Here is a 26,144-nt window from a genome sequence, read left to right as displayed (position 1 = left end):
CGCGCGGACACCCTCGTCATGGGAGCGCGATGTCAGACAGGAAGCCGTTACCCCTGGAACAACGCGGCAACCCGCCCCTCGTTCCCAGTCAACGAACCCCCGAGGACGCACCGTCTACAAGGACCTGGACCGCGCCGCCTGAACTCGTCGGTAGCACCTCGCCCATGCGTGTGGCCTTGAGCGCCTTGACTGGGGGAGAACATAGGTGCGCAATGCACCTTGCGGTTAAGTCGAGACCAGGACTTAAGCCTTCCGCTTGGCCGCGTCAGGACAAGCCGCCGGTCCCGGTGCGGCTCGTTATGGACGTATTGGACGCTGTGGAGTTCAACCGCCAACCGCTTGACGAGGCGCTGAACTCGGTATTTGCGAAGCAGCCGCTTCACGAAGGTCTAGCAACCTTCATTAAGCATGCCGCACGCAGTTACCTGTCGATGTGTGAGGCAGAGTCATCGATGCTGCCGGTCGCCCGCTGGTGGGTGGTCCAGCATGTCGATCAGGGTGTTCGCGAGCTGTGGGCTTGGGGCCGGCGTTACCGCTCGGCTGACGGTGCGGTGCGTGAACTGCGGCTGATTCGCCTCGCGAACATGCTAGAGCGACAGCGCAGCGAGGCCGAGGTGGCGGTCGCGGCCTACACGGCCGCGTACGGCCGTCCCGCGCCGTGGCCGGATGATTGGGAGAAGAAGTTCTTTGTCCGGGCACGCGAAGAGGTGTCTCGCGTAGTGGTCGCCGACATCGATCTCACCGAAGGTTTGAGAAGAGTCCTGTTCGACGGACCCATTGAGGATGCCGGCGCTCTTTACGAGCAGCATGGACGCCGCGCTGCGGTTCAGGTCCTTCATGGCCAGACGCGCCGCCCAGGCGGCGATTGTCTCAAATGCCGTCTCGTGCTGGCCTGTGACGAGGTGATGCGAGCTCCGGGACTGCTGGGACTGCGGTCGGACCGGCGAGCGAAGCTGCGCCAGGTGTCGATCACCGACTTGCGCTATTACAACGACTGCCCGGCCCAGCATTACCTGCAGACGTTGCGTCTGCCGAAGGTCAACGAGTACGCCACTCCGGCCCGGATCGGTCAGGCAGTTCATAGCTATTTGGAGACGCTGCACGCGAAAGCAAGCGGACCGTGCCAGCACGCGGACATGCCAGGTGACATCAGCTGGCCCGACCCGCGCTGGGAGCTCGACGCTGATGCAGCCGAGGCCGGCATGCGGATGCTCACGCATCACCCGTCCGTGTGCCCTCTTGAAGAGAGCACCTCAGACCTCAGGATCGAAGAGACCTTCGTCTTTCATGACACAGCTGCCCAGACGCTGGTGATCGCCAAGCCCGACCTCGTCTACCGCGACGACGGCGCCTGGGTGTGGCGCGAGACCAAGACCACCCGGCGCCGCCAGCGTGGTGGCGAGGATGTCTTCACAGAGTTCCCGCAGGTCGCACTCGCGACGGCCATCCTCGGGCGAGGCCTGCTCGGCGGACCCGTCGACGGTTCCCGAGTGGAGCTGGAGATTCTCCGGCCGGCCGGAGCGGATCTCATCATGGTCGACCCGTCAGATCCGCAGGAGCTCGATAAGGCGTACGCAGCCCTGCGGAAGATGGCGCAGCCGTGGCGCGGAGACATTACCTTCGCCGCGGTGCCAGGAGATAACTGTCGTACCTGTCCGGTAAGTAGGTGGTGTCCCAGCGCGGCGGGAACGGACCCGCCGCCGTCCTCTCAGGAGACCGCTCGTGGTTCTGACCGTGAACAGCCCGCCTGATCTGTCCACCTTTACCGGGGTGACGCTGCTGCGCATGGTCGCGACCGCTTTGGTCGACCTGTCGCGTCACGACAGGTCCCCGGACCCGATCTACTCGGACAAGGTGCAGAAGGCCTACAACCACCTGGTCCTGCAATGCCTGCTGCGCGAGATGGAGCCGCCGGCCAGCGTTGCAGGCATGGCGCGCTGGGCGGCGACCAGGCCGATCGGGCAATGGCCGTTTGACCTGCCGGCGGAAGCCGAGAACCTGGACGAGTACCTGGTCGACGCGCAGACCGGGGTCCCCACCCAGCGATGCTACGAGTGGGAGGTCTCAGGTCCCGATGCCGCGGCCGAGCTCTTCGAAAACGAGATCATCCGTACGGTCTTCGCACAGTGCGAGACGGCACGATCGCCACAGTCCTACACCGCGTTCCGGCGTCTTTTGATCGACAAGCCGGTCCTGACCGGTATCGACAAGGCGACGCTGATCGGTGAGCATCCCGAGCTGGGCACCGTTTTGGAGACGGTGAACCGGTGCTACGAGCCGGCCCCGGCCGCCTACCGAGGCACCGACGGACGCTTCGCTACGTGCGCACGCTGCCACTGCCTGCTCAAACCCGATGGGCGGTCCTGGCGGTGCGAGCTGGACCGCTGCCGCCGCGAAGCCCACGCCACCCCGAAAGAGTTCATCGACGATCGCTCGACCGGCGGGTTGTATTTACTGCGAGCGCCGCTGCGTATGTTCATCACCGGCCCAGGGCTGGCCGAGGTCGAGCTGGAACAGAAGCTCATCGGCAAGGGCCTCGTCCCGGAGATGTGGCCGGGCTGCGACGCCTACGACCTGAGGATCACGCTACCGAACCGGCAGGTTTGGGCCATCGACGTGAAAGACCGCGCCAACCCGGCCCTGCTCGGGCACAGCGCCACCCGGTTCCGGCCGGAGCCGCCGTACAACCGGGCCTTCCTGGTGGTGCCGCAGTACCGGTTCGACGACCGCGAGGACTACAAGATCGTCTTCGAGCATTTCTGCCCGCCGGAGGTCAAGGAGCAGGTGACCCTGCTCAGCGACAAGGCGTTTCTCCGCATGTTGACAACCACCCTGACCCGGCTGCGTAAGAACGGCTCTGCGGGAGGCGACGATGCGTGATCGCAGTAGCTGGCACGGCGACCTCGCCGGCGAATTCCGTGGCGCGTGGAAGGCACCTGCCGGGTTCGGCATCGGTGACCTGCTCGACGTAGAGCTGGCAATCTACCTCGGCACGCGGGTCATGCCGACCCGGCCGGTGCGCGACATTTGGACGTTGCTCAGCGGCTACCCCTATGAGGAAGTGTTCGGCGACGTACGCACCAGCGAAGCGCGGCTGATGATCCGGCGAGCCCGGCATTTCCTGTGGGACCGCAGCCGCCGCTACACCTGGCACAACTCGCTGCACATGTATCTCGATGTCGACATCACGCTGCGCGGCTACACGTTCGCGACCATTGACGATCTGCCCAAGGCGCTTGAGCCCACGCGCGCGCACGACCGCAGGGAGATCTATGAACGGTTGCTGACCCAGCCGCCTCCTCTGGAGCGGCGCGAGCTGCCCGTCGCCGGCGCCGGAGACCAGCTGTTCTACGTCCGCGACCAGCGCCACTCCGTGAACATCCCCGTCGAGCTGATCGGCCTCAAGCCCTGGATCGGGCATGACATCGGGGCGGCGCCGGCAGGCAGAGGCGAGCCGATCACCGTCACCATGACCGAACTGGAAGCCGCAGCTGATGCTATGGACGCCCTGGAGGTCGCCGCCAACGCCGCGGATCTGGCAGAGAACCGCACGCCGCGCAAGCTCAACGATTGGAAGAAGCGTCTACGGCGGGTCGAGTTGCTGCTGCGCGACGAGGCCGCCGGGGCGTTCCAGACCCATCCCCGGCTGCGCATCGACAGGCTGATGAACCTGGTGGGCATGGTCGGCGCCGGCAAGTCCACGATTCGCGACATTCTGGCCTTCCAGCTCGCCACCCGCGAGCGCCCGGCCGACCGACGCCGGACCACGATCGTCGTGGGTGACGTCGCCGAAGTGCTGACCATCACCGAGCAATTTCGCCGCCTCGGCGTGCACGCCGCGCCGATCCTGGGAAAGTCCACCCTCGAACGCAACATTCAGCGGTTGCACCGGCGCAGCGAGTCTGCCAGACAAAGCATGCTGAATCATGACAACCCGGGTTTCGCGCACCTGTCGAACGCCTGCCCGCTCGACGCCTTACGGGGGTTCGAGGCACGTCGGGCGCTGGCGATCACCGCTGCGCCATGCACCGCTTTGTACAACGCTGACGATGTCGAGAAGGCCGAGATCGAGCACGACGATCCCGACTCCGCCAGCACGAGGTTCCGGCGTCGCCGTAAGCCAGCCAGGCCGAAGCGTCACGGATGCCCGTTGTGGACTGCTTGCCCGCGGCATAGTGCCGCCCGCGACCTGGTCGACGCGCAGATCTGGGTCGCCACGCCGGCATCGCTGGTGCACAGCCGTGTGCCCGACCATCTCAACGACGAGAATATGCGCTACCTGGAGCTGGCCTGCCGCCGCAGCGACCTGATCATCGTCGACGAGGCCGACCGGGTACAGATGCAGCTCGACACCGCGTTCGCGCCGGCGGCGACGCTGGTGGCCCGTGGTGCGCAGTCGTGGCTCGACGAGGTCGGCAAGCACAAGCTCACCGAGCTGGCCGCGCAGGGCCGGCTGCAGTTGTCGAGTGACGAGATCGACGATTGGAACAACGCGCTCAACACGGTCATCACGGCCACCGACCGGATCTACTCGATGCTGATCAACGACGAGCCGCTGCGGCGATGGATCACGCAGGACTACTTCAGCGCGATGACCTTGCACCAGTGGCTGATCAATGAGTGGTTTCCCGAGCTGCGCAGGCGCAATCGCGACGATGACGAGAATGTCGTGGCCCCCGACGAGGACAAACTTGCTTCCCAGCGGGCCGAGCTCCAGCGTGTCGACACCGTTCTCGGCAGTTTCCGCGACTCGCCGCTGACCCCGTTGCGCGGGAGTGGTCCCGAGGATACGACCACGGACCTGGTCAACGCGCTCGTGGCGATGGCGACGGAGTTGCTGCACGCCCCCCGCGGGGTATTCGTTCGCGAGTTCAGCCGTGAGCGGCTGAAGAAGTTGCTGCGCCAGCTGGTCCCGAACAACGCCTCAGTCGCCGGTGACCTTGACGCCAACCTGCACCGCTTCGAATTCACCCTCGTGCTGGCGGTCCTGCACGATCGTCTTGACCGCATGACCATTCTGTGGCCTCGCGTCGAAGCTGCCCTCAACCTGGACTCGACCTCCAACGTGCTGTCCCGCCGGCCGCCCAAGGACTACATGCCGGTGGTTCCCGAATCCCCCATGGGTAACGTGCTGGGCTTTCAGTTCCAGGCCGGCGACCGCAACGAGGACGGCGATCAGAGCGGTGAGCTGCGGTTTTTTCGCTGCAACGGTGTCGGCCGCGAGCTGCTGCTGGAGCTGGCCGACATCCCTGCCGTGGACAACCGGCCCGGCCCGCATGTGCTGTTGATGTCGGCCACCAGCTGGGCCGGCACCTCCAGCCGCTACCACCTGCACGCCCAGGTTGACGCCGTGCTGCGGCCCCACGAACACGAGGTCGCCGCCATCAAGAAGAGCAATTTCCGCAAGCTCTTCCTCTACCCACCCGGCGTCACCACCGCCCTGCGGCTGTCCGGCACCGACCCTCGGCAGCGTCCCGCTCAGCTCGAGCAGATGCTGCACCAACTGGCCGTACCTGACCGCAGCCTGACCGGCGCGACCTCGCTGCTGCAGCAGGAACTGGACGACATCGACGACCCACAACGCCGCAGGATCCTGTTGCTGGTCGGCAGCTACGCCGAGGCACACCGTGCCGGGCACTACCTCAACAACCTGCCGGAATGGACCGGCAACGTCACGGTCCTGGTATCCGACGACACCGACCTCGACCACTCCTGGAGCAACCTGCCCGCCGACACCCGCCAGCTGCACCTTCGCCGCGGCGAGCTGGCCAAGTTCCCCGACATCGGCGGGCAGTTGCTGATCGCGCCGCTGCTGGCCGTCGAGCGCGGGCACAACATCGTGGTTCCCGGCGGTAAAGCCGCCATCGGCAGCGTCTACTTCCTCGCCCGCCCGCATCATCGCCCTGACGACATCTCCCTGGCCACCCAGGCAATCAACGACTGGGCGGTCCGCCAAGTCCGCGGCCCAGGCCGTCGCTTCACCCAGACCGCTCTGGCCGCCGGCAGCCCGGACGACGCCGGACTGCGCTTTCGGGCCGAAGCCGCCCGCAAATGGCACCGCTTCCTCACCCGTCGCCTGTCCTGGACCAGCCTGCCTCCCGATGAGAAGTCGGCCTTTACCTGGGATCAGCTCGTGGTCATCTGGCAGGTCATTGGACGACTCGTGCGCGGAGGTGTCGCCGCCCGCGTCTACTTCGTCGACGGAGCCTTCTCACCCCGCGAGGCCGGCTTCACCGGAGACGACACCCCAGCGACCAGCCTGCTCGCCAGCATGCTGCACGAACTCGCTCCCTATTTCGACCCCGAGTCGGCGCAGACGACGATCGACCGATCGCTGGTGCAAGCCCTCTACGACCCGCTCTACCGCGCCCTGCGCGACATGAACTGACCGCCCACGCTCGGACCGGTTCAGAAAGGCCCCCGATGCGCTACGACCGCACGCAGACCGCAGCCTTCGTGGCAGCAGGCGATCTCAAAATCCCGCTGCACACACTTACCTTCCCCATCTCTTGGCGCCGCCCTATCCTCGACCTGCGCACCGCCGGTTGGCGCGAGGAATCACGCGCACGCGCCCAGCAGGTGCCGATCGGGCGCCTCAACGCACTGATGCGCACCGTCGCCCCCGATCTGGTCTCCACCGCTACCTGGGCAACCCTTGATGAAGACAACCCCTGGCTGTTCGCAGCAAAGCCGTTCCCGCCGGCGATCATGCGGACCTTCATCAACGCCTGGCTGTATGACCTGCCCACCACCGACGACGGCAAAGCGCTCGTGATGCCGACAATCAGGAAACTGGACTCGGGCACCCTGCGATGGACGCAGAAGACCGTCGACCTGCTCGCCCACGAGCTCTCCGATGGCAACACCGCCGTCCCTCAGCCTCACCTGTTCAGCCTGCTGCCTGACTACGCCGCAGCTAAAATCGCTGGCCAGTCATACCAGCATGGCAGCAGATCCATAAGGTTCCGGCAGGTCGCGGCGAATCCCGCCAACGGCTACGCCGAACTCGTTTCTTGGCCGCCGCTGGAACACCACACCGGCAGAGGTAGCAACATCCGGACCTGGTACTACAGCGCCACGATCAAGATCGCGCTGCGTACAAAGGCGTTCGACCCCACCCTGCGACTACACGTCGACACCGGCATCCGCCGCTGGACCAGCGGCGAGCTACACACCAAGGGCCGCTGGGGAGCTTCTACCCTCCTACAGTCGACCAGCCCCTTCGTAGTCGACGCACCGACATCCCAGAAATTCGCGGTCGCCCACCTGATCTGGGACCGAGACACCCGGGAAATGGGCTGGCGCAACGGCGGCACCGAACAGATCCTCAACCGGATCGGCGCCGTGGACAATCTCCCGGCTGCCGAGCAGCTCGCCGGTAAGTCAGACGCCTGGATCCTCGGCCGAGATGGCGTCACTGCCGCCGTCACCTACCACACCACCATGCGCGGCCCTGACCACCAGGTCGGCACCGGCGTCATGCCAGCCGAACGCAGCCGCCTCATCCGCTGGATCGGCCAGTGCCTGCAGCCCGACTTCGACCTCGACCAGCCCCTGACCCGCGTCCTCATCGGCGGCAAGGCAAGCCGAAGCCTCAGCAAGCTCGAAAGCGTCCCCAAAGACAAGAAGGACCAGACCGACGCTGAGCGCACCCAGCTCGTCGAGAGGCAGGAAGCCGCCAACGCCGCAAACGCTGAAATCTCGAAGGCGAACGCGCTCGTCCGGCGCCAGCAACTGGCCGCCGCGGTCGACGGCCGGCTCTCTGTCGTTTTGCTCTACCAGGGCGACGGCAAGGGAATGCGCGACCGCCTGCTCGCTGCCGTCGAACGACTACTCGACCTGCCTCATCAGCAACCCGCCAGCAACGACACCTGGACATGGAAGGTCGGAGACCTCAACCTCACGATCTACGCCCGCCCCCTCGGCAGGCTCGGCGCAGCGCTCGGCGAGGGCTCCGTTCCCAGGCGCGGCCGGAAGCACGACGAAGCCGTCGACACGCACCGGAAACTCGTCGCCTCCGCGATGAAGGACCTGGCCGAAGAAGTCGATGACACCCTGCAACTCGCCCTCATCGAGCTCGACGGTGCGAAGGCCTTCAACGCACGCACCACCGACCCGAAATTCGCTATCCGCATGGGCTGCGCCGACGCCGGCATGGTCAGCCAGTTCATCCGCCCCGACGAGTTCCCCGGCAAAGATCTCGACAAGGAAGAGGCCAGCAACCAGCACCGGGCCGAAGCCGCCTGGGACGACTGCCTACGGCAGCTCGGCGTCCGATTCGTCCCGCAGCACAAACTCAAGAGCGCCATCCCCGACGACCTCGAGCAGCTGGCATTCTGGGTCGTCAAAAGGCGCAACGACGACACCAACACTCACCAGATCTTCGTCCCGATCGCCGTCCTGATCCGGCCCGGCCAAAAGCACATCATGGGCAAAGCCGAAGGTATGGCCGACTGGGTGCCCTACCCGACCCTGCTCAAGACCCTGGCCGGCACGAACTACCACGCCAGCCCTGCCAAGGAAGAGGAACAGAAGGAGCGGCTCGCTGCCTTCATCCGAAGTACCCTAACCCGGTTCCGAAACACGCAGATCCTCATCGTGACTGAAGCCCATAACATCCGGTATCGACTCACCACGGTGCAGAACGCTCACATGCTGCCCGACCACCTCCAGCTCGGCGAATTGCGACCTCAGAAAATCAGCCTCTTCGGCAAGAAAATGAGGCTGGTACGGATCTGCGGCAACGATCGCCTCGAAACCCCCGAGTCATGGGCTTTCGAGGCCGACAGCATCGGCATCTCCGACGGGCTGTGGCGACACGACGACGGAACCGGAAACACCGAGCAGACGCGCGTCTATTACAGCACGGTCGACAAGCCGGCCACCCACAGCTCCATCGTCATCGACTTGGCCAAACTTACGCCTCATTACAAGGAGAACCCGGCAAAGGCCGATGCTCCCGATCCCTCAGAGGGCCGTTCTCCCGACGGAAAGCTAGAAGTCGCGAGGAACTATCTCGACCCTTCTAAAAACGCCTGGAACGCGGAACTACTCGAGTTCGTCGTCGCCGCTCACCCCCAAGGTGAAGACCCTGCAAACTGGGCCGGGTTTCTACACCAGCAACGCCACTGCTTTGACGACTACCGGGCAGCCCTCAGCAGGCCCCTGATCATGCACGTCGCACGACTCACCAACCAATACGCCCTACCCGCCGACGACACGCTCGAAGACGACGGCGACAACATCGATGATCAACCCGAACCCGAAGGCGATGTACAGCTCACCTTCGACTTCGAGCTCTGAAGACCCTCTCGGAACGCAGGCGGACGGGCTGGGCACCTCCTCACTCCGTAGGAGGTGCTCAGCCTGGCCAAGCACCGACGGCCAGTGCCCTGGAGCCAGATCAGACCACCCCCTCATATTTTGTCGAGCGGATCCCCGACCCCAAGCCCGGATGGAAGGACGTCCTCGATGCCACCCGGCGTGAATACCGCATCCGTCAGATCGCCGCAGTGGTCCGATCCAACCCGGCAACCGCGGTCGCGACGCTCAAGCGACTCGGCTACGAAGTCCGCAACCCAGACGGCGGCCTGCTCTCCAGCCTGCGGAAGCTCACGCAACAGCTGAGTGTGAGGTCAGGAGGTGGGGCCCTCCTCCATCGCGCCCAGGTTCGCTGCCCCCATCTGGGCCCACCGCGTGCTTTCATAAGCCATGCAGTCGGTGCCACCTGACGTCCTCTCCCGGCTCGATCTGGAAGGAGCCACACGCCGAGAGGCAAGTGCCGAGGAACCGTTGATACCGTCGTCGCCGGGCGCTACCGAACTGAACGAACGCGCTCCAGAGTTCGCGTCGTGGCTCGCCGGCCAACTCCAAGCCGGACTGACGCCTTGCCGCGGTCTGGTCGTCGCGGTCGCCAAACCCGAGACCGGCAGCAGGCCGGTTGCGCTCTGGGGTTTCGCCGAGCGAGTGACCTACCGGGCGTTAACCGATCTCCTCATGGCCGAGGCCAAACACGAGGTGGACCGCTCCAACGAGGGATACCGGACGTTCGCCTACGCGCCGCTGGCGTACGCCCAAACTCGGGGCAACCGGGTAGACGCCAACAGCCACAGCGAGTTGTCCTGGCCGGATAACGCGGTCGTCCAATACGTCGTGAAAGCCGACCTCGCGTCGTTCTACGACTACGTCGACCATGACATCCTCGCCCGCGAACTACTCCTCCGTACCGGGGACCACGCCACCATCGAGTGTCTGCTCGAACTCCTGCTCGAAGTCCAGCGCAGGCGTTACGGACTTCCTCAGCTGCTCGAGCCCTCGGATCGGCTCTCCGACCTGTACGCGAGCCGGGTGCTGCGCGCGCTGCGTCGCAAGCAGTGGGCTGCGTGGCGGTTCAACGACGACTTCCGAATCGCGACCGACACGTTCGAGGACGCCAAACGAGCGCTTGACGATCTGGCAGCAGCCGCCCGCGACAACGGGCTGACGCTCAACGAATCCAAGACCCGCACACCATCGTTCCGCGCCTACTGGGAGGAGAATGAGGTACCCGAGTACGCCGATGATGACGACGACAGCGACCCGCAGTGGGCGCTCGACACGCTCAACTCGACCGTGACCCCCCGCGACCTGCCAACGAGCACGGCTGCTGACCACCAGATCAACCTGCACGAGGCCGACCGTGCCGCGATCCGCGCCATCCGGAGTGCCCTCATCAGGCTGTCGGATCCCGCAGAACGACGGGCCGTCGACGTGATGCCGAAAGTGGTGAATGTCGTCGCCTTCGCCGCGTCCACGACACCGTATGTACTCCGCTATCTGAAAGCCATGGCCAACCTCGACCGTCCTGCAGTGACCCGCACCGTTACGGCGATCGCTACGGAGGTCAGCCTCAGCGACTGGCAGCGGCTCTACCTGCTCCGCGCTACGGAACCTGTCAAGTCAAGTGAGACGTTTTCGTGGTCAGGTGTTCTGTAGTTCGGTGGGTTGAGCTGTGGGTTTGTTGATCCAGACGGTGTCGGGCAGGGCTGGGGGTCGGGGGCGGCGGGTGAACCGGTCGGGGTGGGCCCGCCAAGCGGCGTCGAGAATGCGTTGCCGCTGGTCGTGCACGTCGCTGGCGGTGCCGTAGTGCACCGAGGCGGGGGTGTGCAGACCGATACCTGAGTGGCGGTGCTCGTGGTTGTAGTAGGTGAAGAACTCGGTGCAGAACTCGCGGGCATGGTGCAGGGAGGCGAACCGGTCGGGGAACGCGGGGCAGTACTTCAACGTCTTGAACTGTGCTTCGGAGTACGGATTGTCGTTTGACACCCGGGGCCGGGAGTACGAGCGGGTGACGTCCAGGTCGGCGAGGAGTTCGGCGACGGGTTTGGAGGTCATCGACGAGCCGCGGTCGGCGTGCAAGATTTCGGGTCGGGCCTGGTTGCGGGTGATGGCGTCATCGATCACCTCGCGGGCGAGCATCGAGTCCTCGCCGGTGGCGACGTGCCAGCCGACGACGTACCGGGAGTACACGTCGATGATCACGTACAGGTGGTAGAACACGCCCCGCACCGTGGTTTTCAGGCGGGTGATGTCCCACGACCACACCTGCGACGGCCCGGTCGCGGCCAGCTGCGGAATCGTGCGTGGCGGGTGGGTGGCCTGCCTGCGGCGTTCCCGGCTCTCGCCCGCCTGGCGCAGGATCCGGTACATCGTGGACTGCGAGCACCAGTACATACCCTGGTCGAGTTCACGGGCCCATACCTGCGCCACGGACATCTCCGCGTACTCATCCCGGTGCAACACATCCAGCACCTGCTGGCGTTCGGCTGGGGTCAGCGTCGACGGCGGCGGTGTTTTCGGCCGCAGTGGTCGGGACACCACGGGCGGCTGCTGACGCCGGTAGTGCGTGGCGCGGGACCGGCCGGTCAACCGACACGCCCCGGCCACACCCAGCAGCGGCACCAACTTGTCGAACGCCTCACTCAGCGCCGGCGTGGCCGCGTCGGGGTGTCCTCCGCGCTCTCGGACAGTGTTTCCAAGAGCGCGTGCGCTTTTCCCATGATCTCCAGGGCGGCCTTCGTCCGCGCCAGATCCGCTTCCAGACGTTCGTTACGCCGCCGCAACCGCTCCAACTCGGCCGCTTCCGCGCTACGGCGCCGGTTTTCACCCACCGGGCTCTTACGGGCGCCCAACGCGGTCAACGCCCCGGCGTCCCGCGCGGCACGCCACTCCAGGATGTGGGAGTGGTACAGGCCCTCCCGACGCAGGATCGCCGCCCCCTCACCCGTAGCCTTCGCCGCGTCGTACTCCGCCACAATCTGCAGCTTGTACTCCGCGGTGAACGCCCGCCGCTTCGGCCGTCCGCCCTGCTCACCAGGCGTGTTGGGTAGTGTCACGATGATCCTCTTCCTGTCTCCCGTCGAGCCTAGCTCGCTCGGGAAGGCTGTCTTATCTCAGCCTGGCAGACAGGGCTATCCGCGAACTCGGCCTGATGGATGTGGAACCTTTCACCGCTTGGATCATGGCCAACCGTGCGCAACGGTACGAGCCTGTCGTACGCGCCGAGGCCGCACTTGCCCTCGCAGACGCGAACAAGATCGAGCCGCAGGAGGTCGTCCGCGCCCTCGACGAGGAGCCGTCCTCATTGGCAACCTGGTACCTGGTTGCGCTACGACGCCTGCACCACCACGGAGCTGTATCGCAGGAAACCAACGATGCCGTTCGCGACGAAAGCGGCCTACACGCGACGATCCTGGCCCGGACGTGACACCAGAGCCCGTAACACTCGAGATCACCGAAAACGCTCTCGAAGAGCTGATCACCACCTACGCACGACACACCGCCACAGCAGCCGGCCGTCTACGTGACCGACCCCGCCACCGCGTCAACCTCGACAGTGACGCTGCGTCAGCCGACCGTGCTGCCTGCTGGCTCCGGTTGGTCAGCATCGTCGAGATCTACACCGAGGCACTCCTGACACATCTCGCCGGTGAGGCTCCTGGCCGAGCGCCCGGCGGCTGGAGCGACGTCATCGGTCTCCTGCGGCGGCGGCACAACATCGACGTGGCTGACATCCCGGCGTGGGAAAGCCTCGAGGCATGCTTTCTCGTCCGCAATGCAGTCGCTCATGGTCTCGGACGCTTCACAGCAAAGCAGCTCGAGAGAGAGACTCCCCGCAAGATGCGCGTCATCGGCGTGCCAGTACGCGACGGCATGGTCGTCATCACCGCGACCTCCCTGGCCCACTGTCTCGAAACCTGCCGCGAATTCATCACCAAGCTGGACACGCATCCTCAGGTCACCGCCGAGGCGATCACCGCGCCCGCCGCCACCGACGCCCGGGCCAAACACTGAACGGACAACGGCACGATGCCGAGTGGTGCCGAGGCCTCGCCGCCGCACAACTCCCCACGTGAACGGGAGGGCGCGGATCGGGGAATGTCCGCTGCGGACGATGGAGCGTCTGCCCTCTGGACTCATCTGCCGGCGCCTGCGGTAACTCCAGTCAGGCCCGGTTCCGCACCTGCTCGCCACCCCGTAACTGGCTCGATCACCGCACAGCAGAATGTGGCGCTGCCTGACACCGCCGTTGCGACTCGTTCAGTCGGCCGCTCCACTTTGTCCCCGGCCGGGGAAGGCTGGACGGACTGCGAATGCTCGACAAGGAGATTCGCTGCAAGCTCCGATCACTCCAGCGAGAAGCCCCATTCATCCCACGACCATGGCCACGGCGCATCGGGATTTTCGTTGAGTGGCGCCGAGAGGACTGCCGCCTCAGTCTCTGGGGTGAGTCCGGTTGGACGCACTGGGGCCTCACCACCGAACTGGCGGGAGAAAATTTTCGCCAGACGGAAGTAATCAGCGAACGGCCGAACCTGAGGATCCTCCCATCCCAGCCTGATCAAGAGGTAGGCGAGCAGTGATCCAACCGCCGGCCTGCTGGTATCAGGTAAGAAAGAGCCGACGAAACAATGCAATGGTTCAGGCACCTCACTTGGATCGCCACCCAGCTTATGCCAGCTGGCCGCTGCCATATGTGTAAGGCGCGTCGACTTCAATGTTACGCATGTGTTTGCGACGCAAACTAGGTCGAGGAACTCCCGCGCGTGCAAGGCGTGCTGCCCGGTGCCCGTCACCACATATTCATTGATCTTCTCGACGGCGACGTGATCACTGGACCATCCGTGAGCGTGCGCCAGTACGCCGTATACGATCGGGCTGACAAGCTCTTTGTAGGGCGTTCCTTGACGCGGGGCCGCCATACGTGCGATCTCTGCTGCCGTCTGGGTCGCTTCCTTGATATGTGCAGCCGTCAAGGTGAGCTTACATTCGAAGGCTGCCGCTACGCCGGAGGTCACGTACAGCTTCTTGTCGAGCAGCTTGCTGGGATAGCCCGGACGGAGTACGACCACGTCCACCTGCCTGCTCGCGGCTCCATCATGAGCGAGGATGCGGCCCTTCGTGCGTACCTGGTAGCTGCTCGGCAGCCATTCGCGCAGTAACCGAGCCCAGTTCTCCTCTCCCTCGTCGCCGGCAGTCCCTGGATCCTCGGTGGCGCGTAGCCGGATGCGTTCGTACTCGCTCGCCATCTCGCTAGTGGTTTGCTCGATCCAGGTGTCGAGCTCGTGTGGGCGGTGGGGGTTCGTCACGGAGAAAGAGTCTCAGTCTCCGCGTGGGACGGCCAGTTGCTATTGGCCGGCAGGACGGGTAAGGCCCTCCTACTTGGCGATACGACCGAGCGGATTGACAGCAGCACTGACAGCAACGGCCTCGGAGCATGAGGCACGGTTAGCGGCACCTGCGGAAGCATGGCCAGCCGCGGCCACGGGGGGCATGGACCGTTCCTGAGCCTCGAAGCGGGACAGGTGCAGTTGGGCGGCGACCGCGACTGCGTCGGTTGGTCCCCTGACGGTGCTTGGCGGCGATCAGGTTGTCGTGCGGAGTTCGAAGAACGCCGTCAGGTTAGGGTTTCGTCCTTGGTAGGTCACACGGTGTAGCTTCGATTCGCCTGCGCCCTGCCAGCTGTCGATAGGGGTCAACATGCGTGAGATTCTGCGTCGGTCGGTACGGGCGATCCTGTGGGACGAACGTGATCAGCTCGTATTGATCAAGAGGACGAAGCCCGGCCAAGCGCCTTACTGGACTGCGCCCGGTGGCGGCCTTGAACCGACTGACGCATCCCTCGATGCAGCCCTGCGACGTGAGCTGCGCGAGGAGTTGGGCGCGGAGGCAGAGCGGCTTAGCCAGGTGTTCCTCTTCAGCTCGCCGTCAGGCGAGGGAGTGTCCGTACAGCACTTCGTCTCCTGCCGGCTCGCCCGGGTCGACGAGAGCGCTCGTACGGGTGCAGAGTTCACTGATCCGGGTCGTGGTGGCTATGCCCTGGACCGGGTGGCCGTCGACCGCCTTCCTGAGGTGGATCTGAAGCCTGAGGCTCTGAAGGAGTTCATCCTCGCGAACGCCGATGCTTTGCTATCGGAGTTCAGCTAAGGCGGGCCAGATCCCTGCCGGTGCGAGCGTGAAGCGGCGCGCGGCTTGGAACACGTCCTGGGGGCGGCTCGCTCCGGCGGTGATCGCTGCGACCGCGCCGATGAACACTCGGTGCGAGACGATCAATGCTGTGTTTCCTTCACGCACGTGTCCGAGAATCGCCGAGGCGGCCGTCGCCCGTTCGTAAAGCGCTGTAAGGCTCTCGCCGCCGGCCAGGGCCGAGTCCGAGTCGCGGAGCCGGTCCGTGCGCCAGGTCCGGTACTCGGCTGGGTAGTTTTCCGGTCCTTTGCCGAGGACGCAGTCGGGGGCGCGCCACTCGGCGTACAGCGGGTTGGGAGCGGCGAGCGGCACGCCGAGCAGCGCAGCCAGGATCTCCGCGCTTGTGGCGGCGCGCGGATGCGGGCTGGTCAACACGATTGCAGGCCGGACACCGCAGTCACGAAGTGCGCGGGCGGTGGCTGCAATCTGTGCCGCGCCGCGCGCGGTGAGGGGCGTGTCGGGTCGGGCATGGGCGTGGGGGCTGGTGATCCCGTCGAGGCTGGCTCCGTGGCGGATCCAGAGGGTCGTCATGACAGGTGCCAGCCGCCGTCGACGTTGATCGCTTGGCCGGTGATGAAGCCCGCTTCCGGGGTGGCCAGGAAGGCGATGGCGGCGGCGATATCCGAGGGTTGACCCCGTCGTTTGATGCATTGTCGGTCGAGCTGGCGTCCGACCATGGCCTCGTGATCGGGTACGACGCTACGTTCTGCGGGGACCTCGATCGAGCCGGGCCGCACAGTGTTGACGGTGATGTTGTGGGGACCGAGTTCGCGGGCGAGCGCGCGGACGAGTCCTTCCAGGCCGCTTTTCGCGGCGATGTAGCCGGCGAGGTCGACGCGTCCGATCTGGGTCATGACTGACGAGACGGCGACGATGCGGCCGTATTTGTTGCTGACGAAGGCTGGTGTGGTGGCGCGGATCGCGGCGGCGTGCGTGACGAGGTTGAGTTCGAGCTGGTCGCGAAGGACGTTGAGGTCCGTCCGGCTCCACGGGATGCGGGGGTACGCGCCGGCGTTGCTGATCAGGACTGCGAGTTGGGTGGCGTGTTGCTCGATACTGGTGCGGAGTGCGGTCTGGGTGTCAGCGGCGGTCAGGTCGCCGGTGACGGTGTGGGTCTGTGCGCCGTGGTGGCGGGCGGCCTCGACGACCGCAGCGAGGTTGGTGTCGTCGTTCAGGTGGGTCAGGACGAGGTCGAAGGTGGCTGACAGCCGGGCGGCGATGGCCGCTCCGATGCCGGTGCCTGCTCCGGTGATGACGGCGATGGGGCGGCTCATGAGGGCGGCTCCGCTGGCGTCTGAGTGGTGAGTCCGAGGATCTGCTCCAGGGCGGCGTCGGGTGCGTAGAGGTCGGCGAGTAGGCCCAGCGACAGAGCAGCGTCGCGGGGTTCCAGTAGCTGTAGTGGGTAGACGGCGAGGATCCGCATGGCGAGGTACGGGCGTATCCAGGTGAGCAGGTCGGTGGCGGCGGAGAGTGCGAGCGGCCGGGCAAGCGTCGTGAGATATCGGGTGATGGCTTGCTGCCGGGCCGGCGATGGTTGGTGCTCATAGTCGATGCCGACGGCTCGGTGGGAGAGTCTTCTGAGCCGAACGGTGGGCTCGACAGCTTCGGCGAGTGACCTCCTGTGGTCGGCGTAGGCGCCGGGGTTGTAGTGAGGGACGAGCCAGGCGCCGTGCAGTCTCTGGTACCACAGGAAGCAGGCGATCTCGCCGGGGAGGGCGTTGAGGCCTGCGGTGTCGTAGTCGAACCAGACGGGCTGGTTGTCGGTGTCGAGGCCGATGTTGAAGTCGGTGGGGTCGCCCTGGGTCATCGCGGCCCAGACCTGCTCGTCGGGCTGGAAGGCGTCGCGTAGCTCGCTGACGAGGGCATGGAGGTCGAGCCGTCGGGGCTGTCCGTTGACCATGAGGGTGGTCTCTCGCAGCTCGGAGGGTCGGAGACCGTCGGCGTCGGCCAGTTTGAGCACGATCGGGTCGTGACCGTAGTAGTGGTCCAGCCTGCCGCGGGGCTGGACCCGGTCGCGGTAGAGCTTGCTGTTGGTGCGCGAGGCGGGGACGCGGCAGATGGTCGCGTCGATGGTTCGGCGGTAGTGCTGGAGGATCGCTTCGAGCCCACGATCGAGGTTGGCCGTGCTGTCTCCGTCGGTCGATGTGAGAGCGTCGAGGAGGAGGCCCGTGTCCGGGAGATCGGGTTGGTGGCGGTCATAGAGGGTGAGGGTCCAGTGCCCGATGCGGTGTTGGGAATGCAGCCCTGGTACCTGGTAATGGTGGCGGATTCGTTGGTATCCGGCGGCTTCGGCGGCGGCCTCCACGGGGTTCGGGTTCACTTTGGCGAAGAGGCGGTGCGGGCCGATGTCGAGGTGGAACGTGCGGTTCATGGTGAAGCGGCGGTAGCGGGCGACCCGGATCATCGAGGCCACCAGCCGGCGCGCTGCCCCGCGAAATCGGCTATGTCCTTGATGGGGATGGCGCGAAGGTCGCTCGCGGTTGACCAGAGAGTGTCGTCGTAGCAGTCCCGCACGGGACACGCATCGGCGACCGACATCAGGTGCGAGAACGGGGTGGCCACCGCGTGGTGGTGTGGCGATCCGGTGATCCACTTGGCGTAGCCGTGCCGTCCGTAGAGGCCGACCACGTGCGGCTGGGTGCCGTCCGGTCGGATGGTGAGCGCGGCGAGATGGGTCAGGCCGGTGTCGTTGCCGATGACCAGCTCGGCGGTGGCGAAGAGGTCAATGCAGTCGACCGCCGTTGGTCCGTGAAGTACTTCGATCTGACCTACGAATGCCGGAGGTTGGTGGCCCGGTGGTGTCACCAGGCTGAAGCGCCAGGCGCCCGAGTGGCGGGCCCTCAGGTGTTTGGCGAGGGCGGCGAAGTTGTCGATGCCGTAGTCCTTGCGGTCGGGGCGACTCGTCGTGGCCACGAAGACCACGTGGAATGGGTCTGGCGCTGCGACGGTCGACCGGAACCTGGGGCACGGATCACCGGATGCGGGGAGCCTGGCGCCGAGGGTCTGCTCGATGTCGAGGTAGTAGCGCATCGGCAGCGCCGCATGGACCTCGACAACGTCGACGTCGACGAGGTCGAGCAGCGTCGGAGGCGATTCCGGTACCGCGTCGAATTCCAAGGCGTTATCGCTGCTCCGCGTGCCCAGTTGGTGCCCGTCCCCGTACGTGACCGTGACTGGAAGGGTGCACCGGGCGATTAGGTCCGCCCGCCTGCCGGCGTACTCCAGTGTTTCGAACTGATCGTGTGTGGCGTCGTGAAGTGCCCGAGCCATGGCGAGGCCGAGCAGCAGGTCGCCGAGTCCGCGAGAGCCGAAGTCGACGCGCCACCCGGTCTCACGTACCGCGTCGAGCCGTGCCCGTCGCGGCGGGATCTCTCCGTTGGCTCGTCGATACGGCAGGAGCCGGCCGAGCGGCGCCTGTTCACGTCGGACGAGGTACCGCCCGCCGCGGTGGCACACCGGTTTCTCGACGAGGGTCACAGCGTTGTCAGTACGCACAGCGGGACCCCGTTGCGTTCGAGTAGTTGCCGGCCCTCGCCAGCGGTGTCTTCGACGAGGCAGAGCGCGCCGGTGATGTCGGCGCCGGCCGCGCGAAGCGCCTCGACGAGATTGGCCAGAGTGAGTCCGGTGGTGATCTCGTCGTCCACGATGAGGACGCGCAGTCCTTCGAAGTCGCCGTAGGCGAAGACCTCAAGACGCCGGGCATGCGGTTCGTGGAACACGAGCTTCCCGGGTAGGTCGAGGTTGACTTTCCAGGCGAGCCGATACTGGCTACCACTGGCCCAGGCCACCGCGATCGTCGGCACGATGCCGCCGGCATCCAGGCCCAGGAGAACATCGTGCGGCCGGTACGCCGGGTGCTCGCACCACCGCTTCCACAAGCTGCGTCCCGTCGCCAGGACCTGTTCCGCGCCCACGTCGGTGCGGATGCCATCAAGGCCGTGGACGACGCGGATCGGACGAGTGGTGTCTCCCACCCCGAGCCGGGTCACCCGGTCGGCGTGCAGAACCTCGTCAAAGGCGGTGGTCATCGAAGATCTGATCCTTCCGTCTGGAGCGTGTTGGACGCGACCGAGCAGCCGAGCACGTCGTGGTAGGTGAGGATTTTGGCGGCGGCCCCGCGGACCCGATGGGAGAGAATTTCGTCCTGTCGCCACCGGTCGCCACTGACCTCGGCCACCGCCGGGAGGTCGATGTCGGCGTCCGGATGGCTGGTGGTGAAGGCGAGACGAACCTCCTCGCTGGCGTCGAGGTCCACCCCGTCGGCGCGCAGGATGATTTTCATGATCAGCACGACGTGCTTGTAGACAGCGCGGACATCGGGCTCAGGGTTCGCGGCGAGTCGCCGCAACACCATCGCCACGAGCGGCAGCTCGCTGCGTGAGGCGCGGTCGTCGGTTGGTGCGTCGAAGGCGTTGAGGACGAGGTCGCTTCGGCGGTAGAGCAGGCCGCAGCCATCGCGGGCTATCTGCCGCACCGCGTGCAGTACTCGGGGTGGGACCAACCCGGCGAGCATCTCCCGGGTGGTGAACGACGACAGCGCGATCTTCTCCCCCGCCGGTCCGCTCTGGGGTACACGCCTGGTCTGAAGCCAGCGCAGCGGCAGCGTGTCGCGTACGACAAGTAGGTCGATGTCGCTCCATCCCGATTGCCAGCCCTGATGGGCGAGGCTCCCCGTGGCGGCGACGAGCGCGGTCTCAGAATCGGTCAGCCTGGCGACGCAGTCCGCGAGTACCGCTTGCAGCCCCTCCGGGATGGCCGTGTCCGCACGCGGCGGAACCCTGGCCCCGGACCTGCGGTGAGCAACTTCTGTAACCGCCCTCTTCAGCGCGGCCAGGCTGCGGCCGTTGTCGATGACCGTGTCGGCGATTGACGCGATGCGGTCTCCGCCCCGGCTTCGCTTGATCGCGTCGCGGGCGGAGAGCGACTCCATGGCCTCGGTGGCGCGCTGCGCGCGAAGCCCGTCCGGAAGGCGGAGGAACACAATCTCGCAGCGCTCCCCCCAGATCCTGCGGAGATGTGCTGTGGCGTCGAAGCGGTGCGCGCTCTCCAGGCTGATCCGGTGCGAGCCCGGGTTCAGCGCGGCGAATCGAAGGATCTCCTCCGTGAGCATCTGCGCCTGGGTCAGCTCGCCCCATTCGCGATACGGATCGGCCACCCCGAGCCGATCGGCGGCGAGCTGCATGAGGTAGCCGATCTTCAGCCGGGTGGCTGTGTGCTCCGTGCGGAGCAACTCGCCGACCGTGCTCTTGCCGCTCTCGGACATACCAGCGAGCACCCACAGGCGCTGGATCCGGTCCGGCGGCAGCGGAACGACGGGCACGTCGAGCTGCGTCAGCGCCTCACGGATTTCACGCTGCACATCAAGGAGTGGGCGGTCCCCGCGCACCACGATGGCCTCGTACTCCCCGCCATCGACTTGTAGGCCGATCGCCTCGGCCAGTCGCCGCTGGTACTCGATGTAGCGTTCGGTGGTCGGCACAGGCTCACGTGCCACGGCGTGGTGCGCCTCGACTACCGGCTGGTCGCTGTGGCGCAGTAGCAGGTGCAGCTCACGGCGCGGCGCGGGGGCGTAGCGACGTGCTTTGGTCTCGACTTGCGCGAGCGCCTCGGTGGTGGAGATGCCGTCCTTGATCGCCGCTGTCGCGGCGCAGGTCGCCACAAGCATCGGCCAACCTCGGTCCTCCAAAGCCAAGGGGCCGCCACCGCCGCACCGCGCGGCGTGGGAGCTGAAGACAAGGTCGATGTGTTCGTCGGTGGTGCTGTCGACGAACCACCACTGACTGAAGTCTCGTCGCGACACCTCGGCCCATCGCCGGTCCCACCGATCGACTGTCCCGGTGAACTCGACATCCGGCATCGCCGACGCCAGCCAGCGGGCGTTCGTGGTCTTGCCGACGTTGTCGGCGCCGTTGAGGGTGACGGCGGTCCTCATCGCGGCTCCCGATAGCTCTTGAGCGTGCGCCAGTGAGGAATGCGGCGGCGACCTTCATGGATGTCGAGCACAAGGGTGTCGAAGGCTTCGGTGAGTTCGGTGAACTGCTGAAGCGCCAGCGAAGGATCGACGTCGCTCGGGTCCAGCTGGGCGGTCTCCGAGAATCGCCTCCACCGAATCCACGCGATGGCCAGGCGGTCGATCACGGAGCCGATCGTCTCGGTGTGCAACGGTGCCCCGCCCGCAGGCCGGATCACGTGCTCAACCCAAGAGTCGATCTCCCCGATGAGAGCGACGCGAGTGGCGTTGAGACGGTCGATCGATCTCTTGGCAGCAGCCACCACGTGGTCGTCAGCGGATGGGTCGCGGGAGATTGTCTCCGCCGCCCATTGTTCGCGGTGGTGCGAGGCGAGCCGGGACGCCGCGTGAAGGGGCACTGCCCAAGCCTCTGGCAGAACCTGCGGACGGCCGCCGAACGTACTGGTGATCAGGTCTGAGCTGGGCAGCGGTGGACAACGCTGCGGGTCGGGGGCGAGTGGTAGGTGACCGACGGAACGGAGGGGCATGGGTGAGCCTCCTTGGTCCTTGGTAGGGCGGCGGCCGGTGCTCGGTCTGTCAGGGCCGGAGGGTGGTGCCGGTATGGGCGGTGTTGTCTTGCCAGCGGTTGCCGACCGGACGCGGGGAGTTGATCGGCATTGGATTACTGGCGCGGTAGGGGTTACGGCGCATGGGTCGCAGGCTCGGCCCGTTCGGCAGGGTGAGGGGCGGGCGGAGCGTGTACCCATAGCGGGCGAGCAGGTGCTCGGGTTCTGCGGGAACGGCGGTCCAGGAGGGCAGGCCGATGCGGTCGAGGCGGGCGCGGTGATGGCTGAGCAGGGCGCTGCCGCAGCCGGCCTTCTGCCGCGTTGGGGATACGGCGAGGAGCGCCAGGTGGTAGTGCGGTTCGGTGGGCTGCTGCTGTGCGATCAGGCCATCAAGGGTGTTGAAGCGCTCAGCGTGTGCTCCGGCGGCCTCCACGAGGCGGGTCGGGTAGTTGGCCGGTGGCGGGATCGGTCGGTAGCGGTGAAAGCCGACGATGGCGGCGGCGAGGTCGTCGGTGAGGTGTACGTCGCCGAAGAACATCGCGTGCTCCACCCACACCGCGACGACGTCGGTCATCACCCGGCGGCGCTGCGCCGCGTCCGGTACCAGCCAGGCACCGAGCGGGCTGGGGTGCAGGGCGTCGGCGATCAACGCAGCGACGGCCTGCCTGTCTGTCCAGCGGGCGGCACGGATACGAACGCTGGGGTCCACGGCTGTTGTCATCTCCTCGGTGGTCTATCGGTAGGTGGCGGTGGCGAGGTCACCGATCGCGGCGTCGACGGCGGCGGTGATTTCCCGGACGGGGCGGTGGTGCTGGGCGGCGATGGTCTTCAGGTGGGCCGTGAGGGTGGCGGTGTCGTCGTCGAGGTAGAGGTGGTCGGCGAGGCCGAGGACGGCGACGAGTCCGGCGAGCGCGGCGGTGTGGTTGTCCGGTTGTTCGCGGCCGGCGGCGAGGTAGCGCAGACGGGCGCGGGCGACGACAGCCCATTTGGTGTCGGTGGGGAGGTAGGCGTCGGCGCGGACCAGGCCGCCGAGGCGGCGGCGGGCGGTGTGGCGCAGGATCCCAGCGGCGATGAGTCCGGCGCGAGTGCGCTCATACAGGTCGTCGGCGAAGCTACGCAGAAATGCCTTCACCGTCGGAGTCGCACGGGAGTACCGGATCGCGGCGAGGGCAGTGTCGGCAATCAGGTCACCGACCGGCTGGTCGGAGTTCAGGCGTAGCCACCAGTCCGCAGCCGGATGCTCGGCGTAGGAGTCGATGGTGATCCGCCCGGCGAGGAACAGGTCGATCAGCACACCGCCGGCCATGCCAAGGGCCAGGGCTTGGCGGTGCAGGTGCGGCTGGCCGGTGTCGTCGTGGTGCCCGAGCAGGAACAGCTCGTCGCGCAGCGACAGGTGGGGTATCGACGTGGTCATCCCAGGCCCCTATCCCTGCACAGCGGCAAGGGCCCGCAGCCGGGCGTGCGCGTCGCGGTAGGCAGCCTGCCGCTGCGGGAGCAGGGCTTTGTCGATGGCCGCCAGAACGGTGTAGTTGGGATCGCAGACGTTGCCGATGGGCGCCCGCCCGGCCTGCGAGATGAGCTGATAGGCATCCAGCGTGTGCAGGCCGCACAGGTCGACGGTCCAGCCGGTGAGGTCCTGGTGGGCCATGCGGTAGGCGTCCTCCAGCGGGCGGGCGCAGCCGACCGACATGATCGCCGTGTCGGTTTCCAGACGCGGCCAGGCGGTGTCGGTACCCTTGATGACCTCGACAGCGAGGGTCGTGACGGTGGCGATCTCCACGCCGACACCGCAGACTTCGCCGTGGCCCTGGCGGGCGTGTCCGTCGCCGAGGGCGAGCATCGCCCCGTGCACGTTCACCCCGAGATACAGGGTGGTCCCGGCGCGCAGTTCCGGGGTGTCGAGGTTCCCGCCGTAGTAGTCCGGGACGATCGTGGACCGGGACTCCATGCCACCTGGCGCGACGCCGATGGTGCCGATCATCGGATCCAGCGGCAGCTCGACCATGTGGTCACTGGCGGTGGCCCGGTACCGAACGACGCCCGCGTGCCCGTCGATGCCGTACACCCACACCCGCTCCTCCAGCGGCGGCTGCAACGTGGCCGTGTGCGAGGTCGACGTGAGTGCCCCGAAGTACGGGAACGTCGCCGACACACCCCAGTCGCGGGTCGGCTCGATCGACAGCAGGTGCACGGCGAGGGTGTCGCCGGGCTCGGCGTCCTCGACGAAGAACGGCCCCGACACCGGGTTCAGGTACGGCATCTGACACACCTGCGACGGCAGGTCCGCAGGCCCCCGCACCAGGCCGCCGAAGCAGTCCTCGGTGTGCACGGTGATCAGGTCGCCGGAGCGGACGTGCGCCACCGGCAGGCGTCCACCGAAGGTGTAGGCCAACTCGTCACGGGCGGGACGGTAGGTGAAGTGACTCATCGCGATCACACCCGCTCCATGTCACGCCCAGCGGCCTGGGTGGAGGCCAGGCCGGACAACACCGGCCGGCGGCCGGTCAGGTACAGGCCGGCCAGGACCAGCACGCCGAGGCCCAGCCAGGCCAGGCCGAGGCGCTGGGCGGCGATGTTGGCGTTCACCACCACGTAGGCGAGGATCACGAACCCGGCGGCGGGCATGAGCAGGTGCGCGAACCAGTTGCCGCTGCGACGGCGGATCAGGTGGTGCACGACCACGGAGACGTGCAGGACCAGGAACGCCACCATCGCCCCGAAGTTGATCAGCGACGACAACAGCGTGATCCCGTCGGAGCGGGTGGCCATGTACAAGCCCAGGGCCAGGGACACGACACCCGTGAGCAGAGTGGCGTTGATCGGCACGCTGCGGCGCACCGACACCTTCGCCAGGAACGCGGGGAGCTGCCGGTCGCGGGCCATGGCGTACAGCAGCCGGGACGTGGCGACCTGCGCGACCATCGAGTTCGGCAGCCCCCATGCGATCGCGGTCGCCACCGCGCACACCGTCGCCAGCCAGCTCCCGCCGGCCACCGCGGCGGCGTCGTAGAAGGCGGTGCCGTGCACGTCGCCCTCGGCCAGCAGCCCGCCGGGGTTGGGCACGAGCATCGCCGCCAGCCATGTCTGCGCGATGAACAGCACCCCCGCCAGGACGAGCACGGCCGCCATCGCCCGGCCGATCTGCCGGGCGCCGTCACGGGTCTCCTCCGCCAACATGGAGATGCCGTCGAAGCCCAGGAACGACAGCACCGCGATTGACACCGCCCCCGCCACGAGGGACCAGGTGAAGGTGTCGGCGTTGTAGAACGCATCCCAGCTGAACCGGCCCGTGCCCGTCGCGAGTGCCCAACCGGCGACGACCAGGAACAATGCCAGGACGATCAGCTCACCGACGAGCATCACCCGAGTGACCACCGCCGTCATGCGGATGCCGACCGAGTTGACAACGGTGTTGACCGCGACGAACCCGAGCAGCCACAGCCACACCGGCACCGCCGGCACCGTGGAGTGCATCGCCACCGACGCCACCAGGTACAGCAGGCCGGGAACGAGCACGTAGTCGAGGAGGATCACCCAGCCGGCGAGGAACCCGACCGGCGGGCTGATGCCCCGACCGGCGTAGTTGTAGACGCTGCCTGACATCGGGAACGCCTTCACCATCTGCGCGTACGAGAACGCGGTGAACACCAGCGCCACCACGCCGATGGCGTAGGCGAGGGCCACCATGCCGCCAGAGCCCGTGTAGACGCTGCCGAAGATCGCCATCGGCGCGATCGGGACCATGTACACCAGGCCGTACGCCAACAGGTCCCGAAACCGCAGCTGGCGGCTGAGCTCCTGCCGATAGCCGTAGCGGGCCAGGTCGTTCGAGGTTGTCATCGGTAATCCTCACGAGGATGAGAAGCGCGAGCAGGGCGCGGAGAGACGCCTGCCGGGTGGCCGTCAACGACCCGACGGCGACGGGCATCCGCAGTTGACGTTGCTGTGGCAGCCACTCCATTCGTCACTGGTGGTGGCTACATCCGGACCGACCGTGATCCGGCTCAGCAAGCTTGCCAAGCGCATCCACGTGAGTGGATTCCCATTAGTGGTGAGATTTTTCCCCACCCGTGCATGCCCACGAACTGCAGATACTTTGATCAATTAGCGACGAGCTACCCACC

General features: G+C 66.5%; 22 protein-coding genes. 8 read left to right on the top strand and 14 right to left on the bottom strand.

Features of this window, described 5'->3' with window-relative positions; genetic code table 11:
- The first annotated feature begins 299 nt into the window (after positions 1-299).
- The 5 genes from MICAU_RS12780 (at position 300) to MICAU_RS12760 (ending at position 10,974) form a co-directional block, all read left to right on the top strand.
- A complete protein-coding gene (locus MICAU_RS12780) occupies positions 300-1,751 on the top strand; it encodes a PD-(D/E)XK nuclease family protein (RefSeq protein WP_244879756.1) in 1,452 nt (483 codons plus the stop codon).
- On the top strand, positions 1,723-2,880 hold the full coding sequence (locus MICAU_RS12775) for a pPIWI_RE_Y domain-containing protein (protein ID WP_013285727.1): 1,158 nt from the start codon (positions 1,723-1,725) through the stop codon (positions 2,878-2,880). Before MICAU_RS12780 ends, MICAU_RS12775 begins: the two co-directional genes overlap by 29 nt.
- Positions 2,873-6,388: a pPIWI_RE_Z domain-containing protein gene (locus MICAU_RS12770; protein ID WP_013285726.1), complete on the top strand. Its 3,516-nt coding sequence runs from the start codon at positions 2,873-2,875 to the stop codon at positions 6,386-6,388. Before MICAU_RS12775 ends, MICAU_RS12770 begins: the two co-directional genes overlap by 8 nt.
- Positions 6,389-6,423: 35 nt before the next feature.
- Entirely contained in the window at positions 6,424-9,303 is a 2,880-nt protein-coding gene (locus tag MICAU_RS12765) for a pPIWI_RE module domain-containing protein (RefSeq protein ID WP_013285725.1), read from the top strand.
- Between the two features lie 417 nt (positions 9,304-9,720).
- Positions 9,721-10,974 (top strand): reverse transcriptase domain-containing protein, encoded by a 1,254-nt coding sequence (locus MICAU_RS12760; RefSeq protein ID WP_167545740.1) that lies wholly within the window; start codon positions 9,721-9,723, stop codon positions 10,972-10,974.
- Here the strand turns inward: MICAU_RS12760 and MICAU_RS12755 are convergent.
- Positions 10,960-11,964, bottom strand: coding sequence for an IS3 family transposase (locus MICAU_RS12755; protein WP_145755722.1), 1,005 nt, complete (start codon positions 11,962-11,964; stop codon positions 10,960-10,962). The genes MICAU_RS12760 and MICAU_RS12755 overlap by 15 nt on opposite strands.
- Positions 11,961-12,374, bottom strand: coding sequence for a transposase (locus MICAU_RS12750; protein WP_013285038.1), 414 nt, complete (start codon positions 12,372-12,374; stop codon positions 11,961-11,963). The genes MICAU_RS12755 and MICAU_RS12750 overlap by 4 nt, the downstream gene beginning before the upstream one ends.
- A gap of 125 nt (positions 12,375-12,499) precedes the next feature.
- Here MICAU_RS12750 and MICAU_RS12745 point away from each other — a divergent pair, with 125 nt between their 5' ends.
- Together MICAU_RS12745 and MICAU_RS32465 are read left to right on the top strand one after the other, a co-directional pair.
- Positions 12,500-12,745, top strand: a complete 246-nt coding sequence (locus MICAU_RS12745) for a hypothetical protein (protein ID WP_157547410.1) — start codon at positions 12,500-12,502, stop codon at positions 12,743-12,745.
- Entirely contained in the window at positions 12,742-13,332 is a 591-nt protein-coding gene (locus tag MICAU_RS32465; RefSeq protein ID WP_145752240.1) for a hypothetical protein, read from the top strand. The genes MICAU_RS12745 and MICAU_RS32465 overlap by 4 nt, the downstream gene beginning before the upstream one ends.
- Positions 13,333-13,664: 332 nt before the next feature.
- Here the strand turns inward: MICAU_RS32465 and MICAU_RS31925 are convergent, their stop codons facing one another.
- Positions 13,665-14,627: a DUF6602 domain-containing protein gene (locus MICAU_RS31925; protein ID WP_013285722.1), complete on the bottom strand. Its 963-nt coding sequence runs from the start codon at positions 14,625-14,627 to the stop codon at positions 13,665-13,667.
- A 391-nt stretch (positions 14,628-15,018) separates the two neighbouring features.
- On the opposite strand from MICAU_RS31925, the gene MICAU_RS12740 reads away from it, so the two are divergent.
- Entirely contained in the window at positions 15,019-15,465 is a 447-nt protein-coding gene (locus MICAU_RS12740; protein WP_013285721.1) for an NUDIX domain-containing protein, read from the top strand.
- On the opposite strand, the gene MICAU_RS12735 is transcribed toward MICAU_RS12740, so the two are convergent.
- Genes MICAU_RS12735 through MICAU_RS12685 form a run of 11 tightly spaced genes read right to left on the bottom strand, consistent with a single transcriptional unit; the run spans position 15,448 to position 25,860 of the window.
- Positions 15,448-16,035: a histidine phosphatase family protein gene (locus MICAU_RS12735; protein WP_013285720.1), complete on the bottom strand. Its 588-nt coding sequence runs from the start codon at positions 16,033-16,035 to the stop codon at positions 15,448-15,450. The two genes, MICAU_RS12740 and MICAU_RS12735, sit on opposite strands and share 18 nt — an antisense overlap.
- Positions 16,032-16,778, bottom strand: coding sequence for an SDR family NAD(P)-dependent oxidoreductase (locus MICAU_RS12730; RefSeq protein ID WP_013285719.1), 747 nt, complete (start codon positions 16,776-16,778; stop codon positions 16,032-16,034). Before MICAU_RS12730 ends, MICAU_RS12735 begins: the two co-directional genes overlap by 4 nt.
- Positions 16,775-17,908, bottom strand: coding sequence for an RHS repeat protein (locus tag MICAU_RS12725; RefSeq protein WP_013285718.1), 1,134 nt, complete (start codon positions 17,906-17,908; stop codon positions 16,775-16,777). The genes MICAU_RS12730 and MICAU_RS12725 overlap by 4 nt, the downstream gene beginning before the upstream one ends.
- The gene (locus MICAU_RS12720) at positions 17,905-18,981 is read right to left on the bottom strand and encodes a glycosyltransferase family 9 protein (RefSeq protein WP_013285717.1); all 1,077 of its coding nucleotides are present in this window, start codon (positions 18,979-18,981) and stop codon (positions 17,905-17,907) included. Before MICAU_RS12720 ends, MICAU_RS12725 begins: the two co-directional genes overlap by 4 nt.
- Positions 18,978-19,532, bottom strand: a complete 555-nt coding sequence (locus tag MICAU_RS12715; protein WP_013285716.1) for a phosphoribosyltransferase — start codon at positions 19,530-19,532, stop codon at positions 18,978-18,980. The genes MICAU_RS12720 and MICAU_RS12715 overlap by 4 nt, the downstream gene beginning before the upstream one ends.
- Positions 19,529-21,436 carry a hypothetical protein gene (locus MICAU_RS12710; protein WP_013285715.1) on the bottom strand — a complete coding sequence of 636 codons (1,908 nt, stop codon included), beginning with the start codon at positions 21,434-21,436 and terminating at the stop codon, positions 19,529-19,531. The genes MICAU_RS12715 and MICAU_RS12710 overlap by 4 nt, the downstream gene beginning before the upstream one ends.
- A complete protein-coding gene (locus MICAU_RS32680; RefSeq protein ID WP_013285714.1) occupies positions 21,433-22,002 on the bottom strand; it encodes a DUF4254 domain-containing protein in 570 nt (189 codons plus the stop codon). The genes MICAU_RS12710 and MICAU_RS32680 overlap by 4 nt, the downstream gene beginning before the upstream one ends.
- A gap of 49 nt (positions 22,003-22,051) precedes the next feature.
- Positions 22,052-22,729: a GNAT family N-acetyltransferase gene (locus tag MICAU_RS12700; RefSeq protein WP_013285713.1), complete on the bottom strand. Its 678-nt coding sequence runs from the start codon at positions 22,727-22,729 to the stop codon at positions 22,052-22,054.
- Positions 22,730-22,753: 24 nt separating this feature from the next.
- A complete protein-coding gene (locus tag MICAU_RS12695; protein ID WP_013285712.1) occupies positions 22,754-23,434 on the bottom strand; it encodes a GOLPH3/VPS74 family protein in 681 nt (226 codons plus the stop codon).
- Positions 23,435-23,443: 9 nt separating this feature from the next.
- The gene (locus MICAU_RS12690; protein WP_425311448.1) at positions 23,444-24,448 is read right to left on the bottom strand and encodes an acetamidase/formamidase family protein; all 1,005 of its coding nucleotides are present in this window, start codon (positions 24,446-24,448) and stop codon (positions 23,444-23,446) included.
- A gap of 5 nt (positions 24,449-24,453) precedes the next feature.
- A complete protein-coding gene (locus MICAU_RS12685) occupies positions 24,454-25,860 on the bottom strand; it encodes an APC family permease (protein ID WP_013285710.1) in 1,407 nt (468 codons plus the stop codon).
- Positions 25,861-26,144: the final 284 nt, after the last annotated feature.

Source organism: Micromonospora aurantiaca ATCC 27029 (assembly GCF_000145235.1).
GTDB lineage: Bacteria > Actinomycetota > Actinomycetes > Mycobacteriales > Micromonosporaceae > Micromonospora > Micromonospora aurantiaca.
The sequence above is the reverse complement of the archived record's forward strand: the minus strand, read 5'-3'. Positions and strand labels throughout refer to the sequence as shown.

What these genes read in the sequence shown, in the direction of transcription:
- MICAU_RS12765 (WP_013285725.1), top strand. Translation starts at nt 6,424, where the DNA reads ATGCGCTACGACCGCACGCAGACCGCAGCCTTCGTGGCAGCAGGCGAT.
- MICAU_RS12710 (WP_013285715.1), bottom strand. Translation starts at nt 21,436, where the DNA reads ATGAGGACCGCCGTCACCCTCAACGGCGCCGACAACGTCGGCAAGACC.
- MICAU_RS12695 (WP_013285712.1), bottom strand. Translation starts at nt 23,434, where the DNA reads ATGACCACGTCGATACCCCACCTGTCGCTGCGCGACGAGCTGTTCCTG.
- MICAU_RS12725 (WP_013285718.1), bottom strand. Translation starts at nt 17,908, where the DNA reads ATGATCCGGGTCGCCCGCTACCGCCGCTTCACCATGAACCGCACGTTC.
- MICAU_RS32680 (WP_013285714.1), bottom strand. Translation starts at nt 22,002, where the DNA reads ATGCCCCTCCGTTCCGTCGGTCACCTACCACTCGCCCCCGACCCGCAG.
- MICAU_RS12780 (WP_244879756.1), top strand. Translation starts at nt 300, where the DNA reads ATGGACGTATTGGACGCTGTGGAGTTCAACCGCCAACCGCTTGACGAG.
- MICAU_RS12690 (WP_425311448.1), bottom strand. Translation starts at nt 24,448, where the DNA reads ATGAGTCACTTCACCTACCGTCCCGCCCGTGACGAGTTGGCCTACACC.
- MICAU_RS12730 (WP_013285719.1), bottom strand. Translation starts at nt 16,778, where the DNA reads ATGAGCCGCCCCATCGCCGTCATCACCGGAGCAGGCACCGGCATCGGA.
- MICAU_RS12740 (WP_013285721.1), top strand. Translation starts at nt 15,019, where the DNA reads ATGCGTGAGATTCTGCGTCGGTCGGTACGGGCGATCCTGTGGGACGAA.
- MICAU_RS12715 (WP_013285716.1), bottom strand. Translation starts at nt 19,532, where the DNA reads ATGACCACCGCCTTTGACGAGGTTCTGCACGCCGACCGGGTGACCCGG.
- MICAU_RS12735 (WP_013285720.1), bottom strand. Translation starts at nt 16,035, where the DNA reads ATGACGACCCTCTGGATCCGCCACGGAGCCAGCCTCGACGGGATCACC.
- MICAU_RS12745 (WP_157547410.1), top strand. Translation starts at nt 12,500, where the DNA reads ATGGCCAACCGTGCGCAACGGTACGAGCCTGTCGTACGCGCCGAGGCC.
- MICAU_RS12685 (WP_013285710.1), bottom strand. Translation starts at nt 25,860, where the DNA reads ATGACAACCTCGAACGACCTGGCCCGCTACGGCTATCGGCAGGAGCTC.
- MICAU_RS12770 (WP_013285726.1), top strand. Translation starts at nt 2,873, where the DNA reads ATGCGTGATCGCAGTAGCTGGCACGGCGACCTCGCCGGCGAATTCCGT.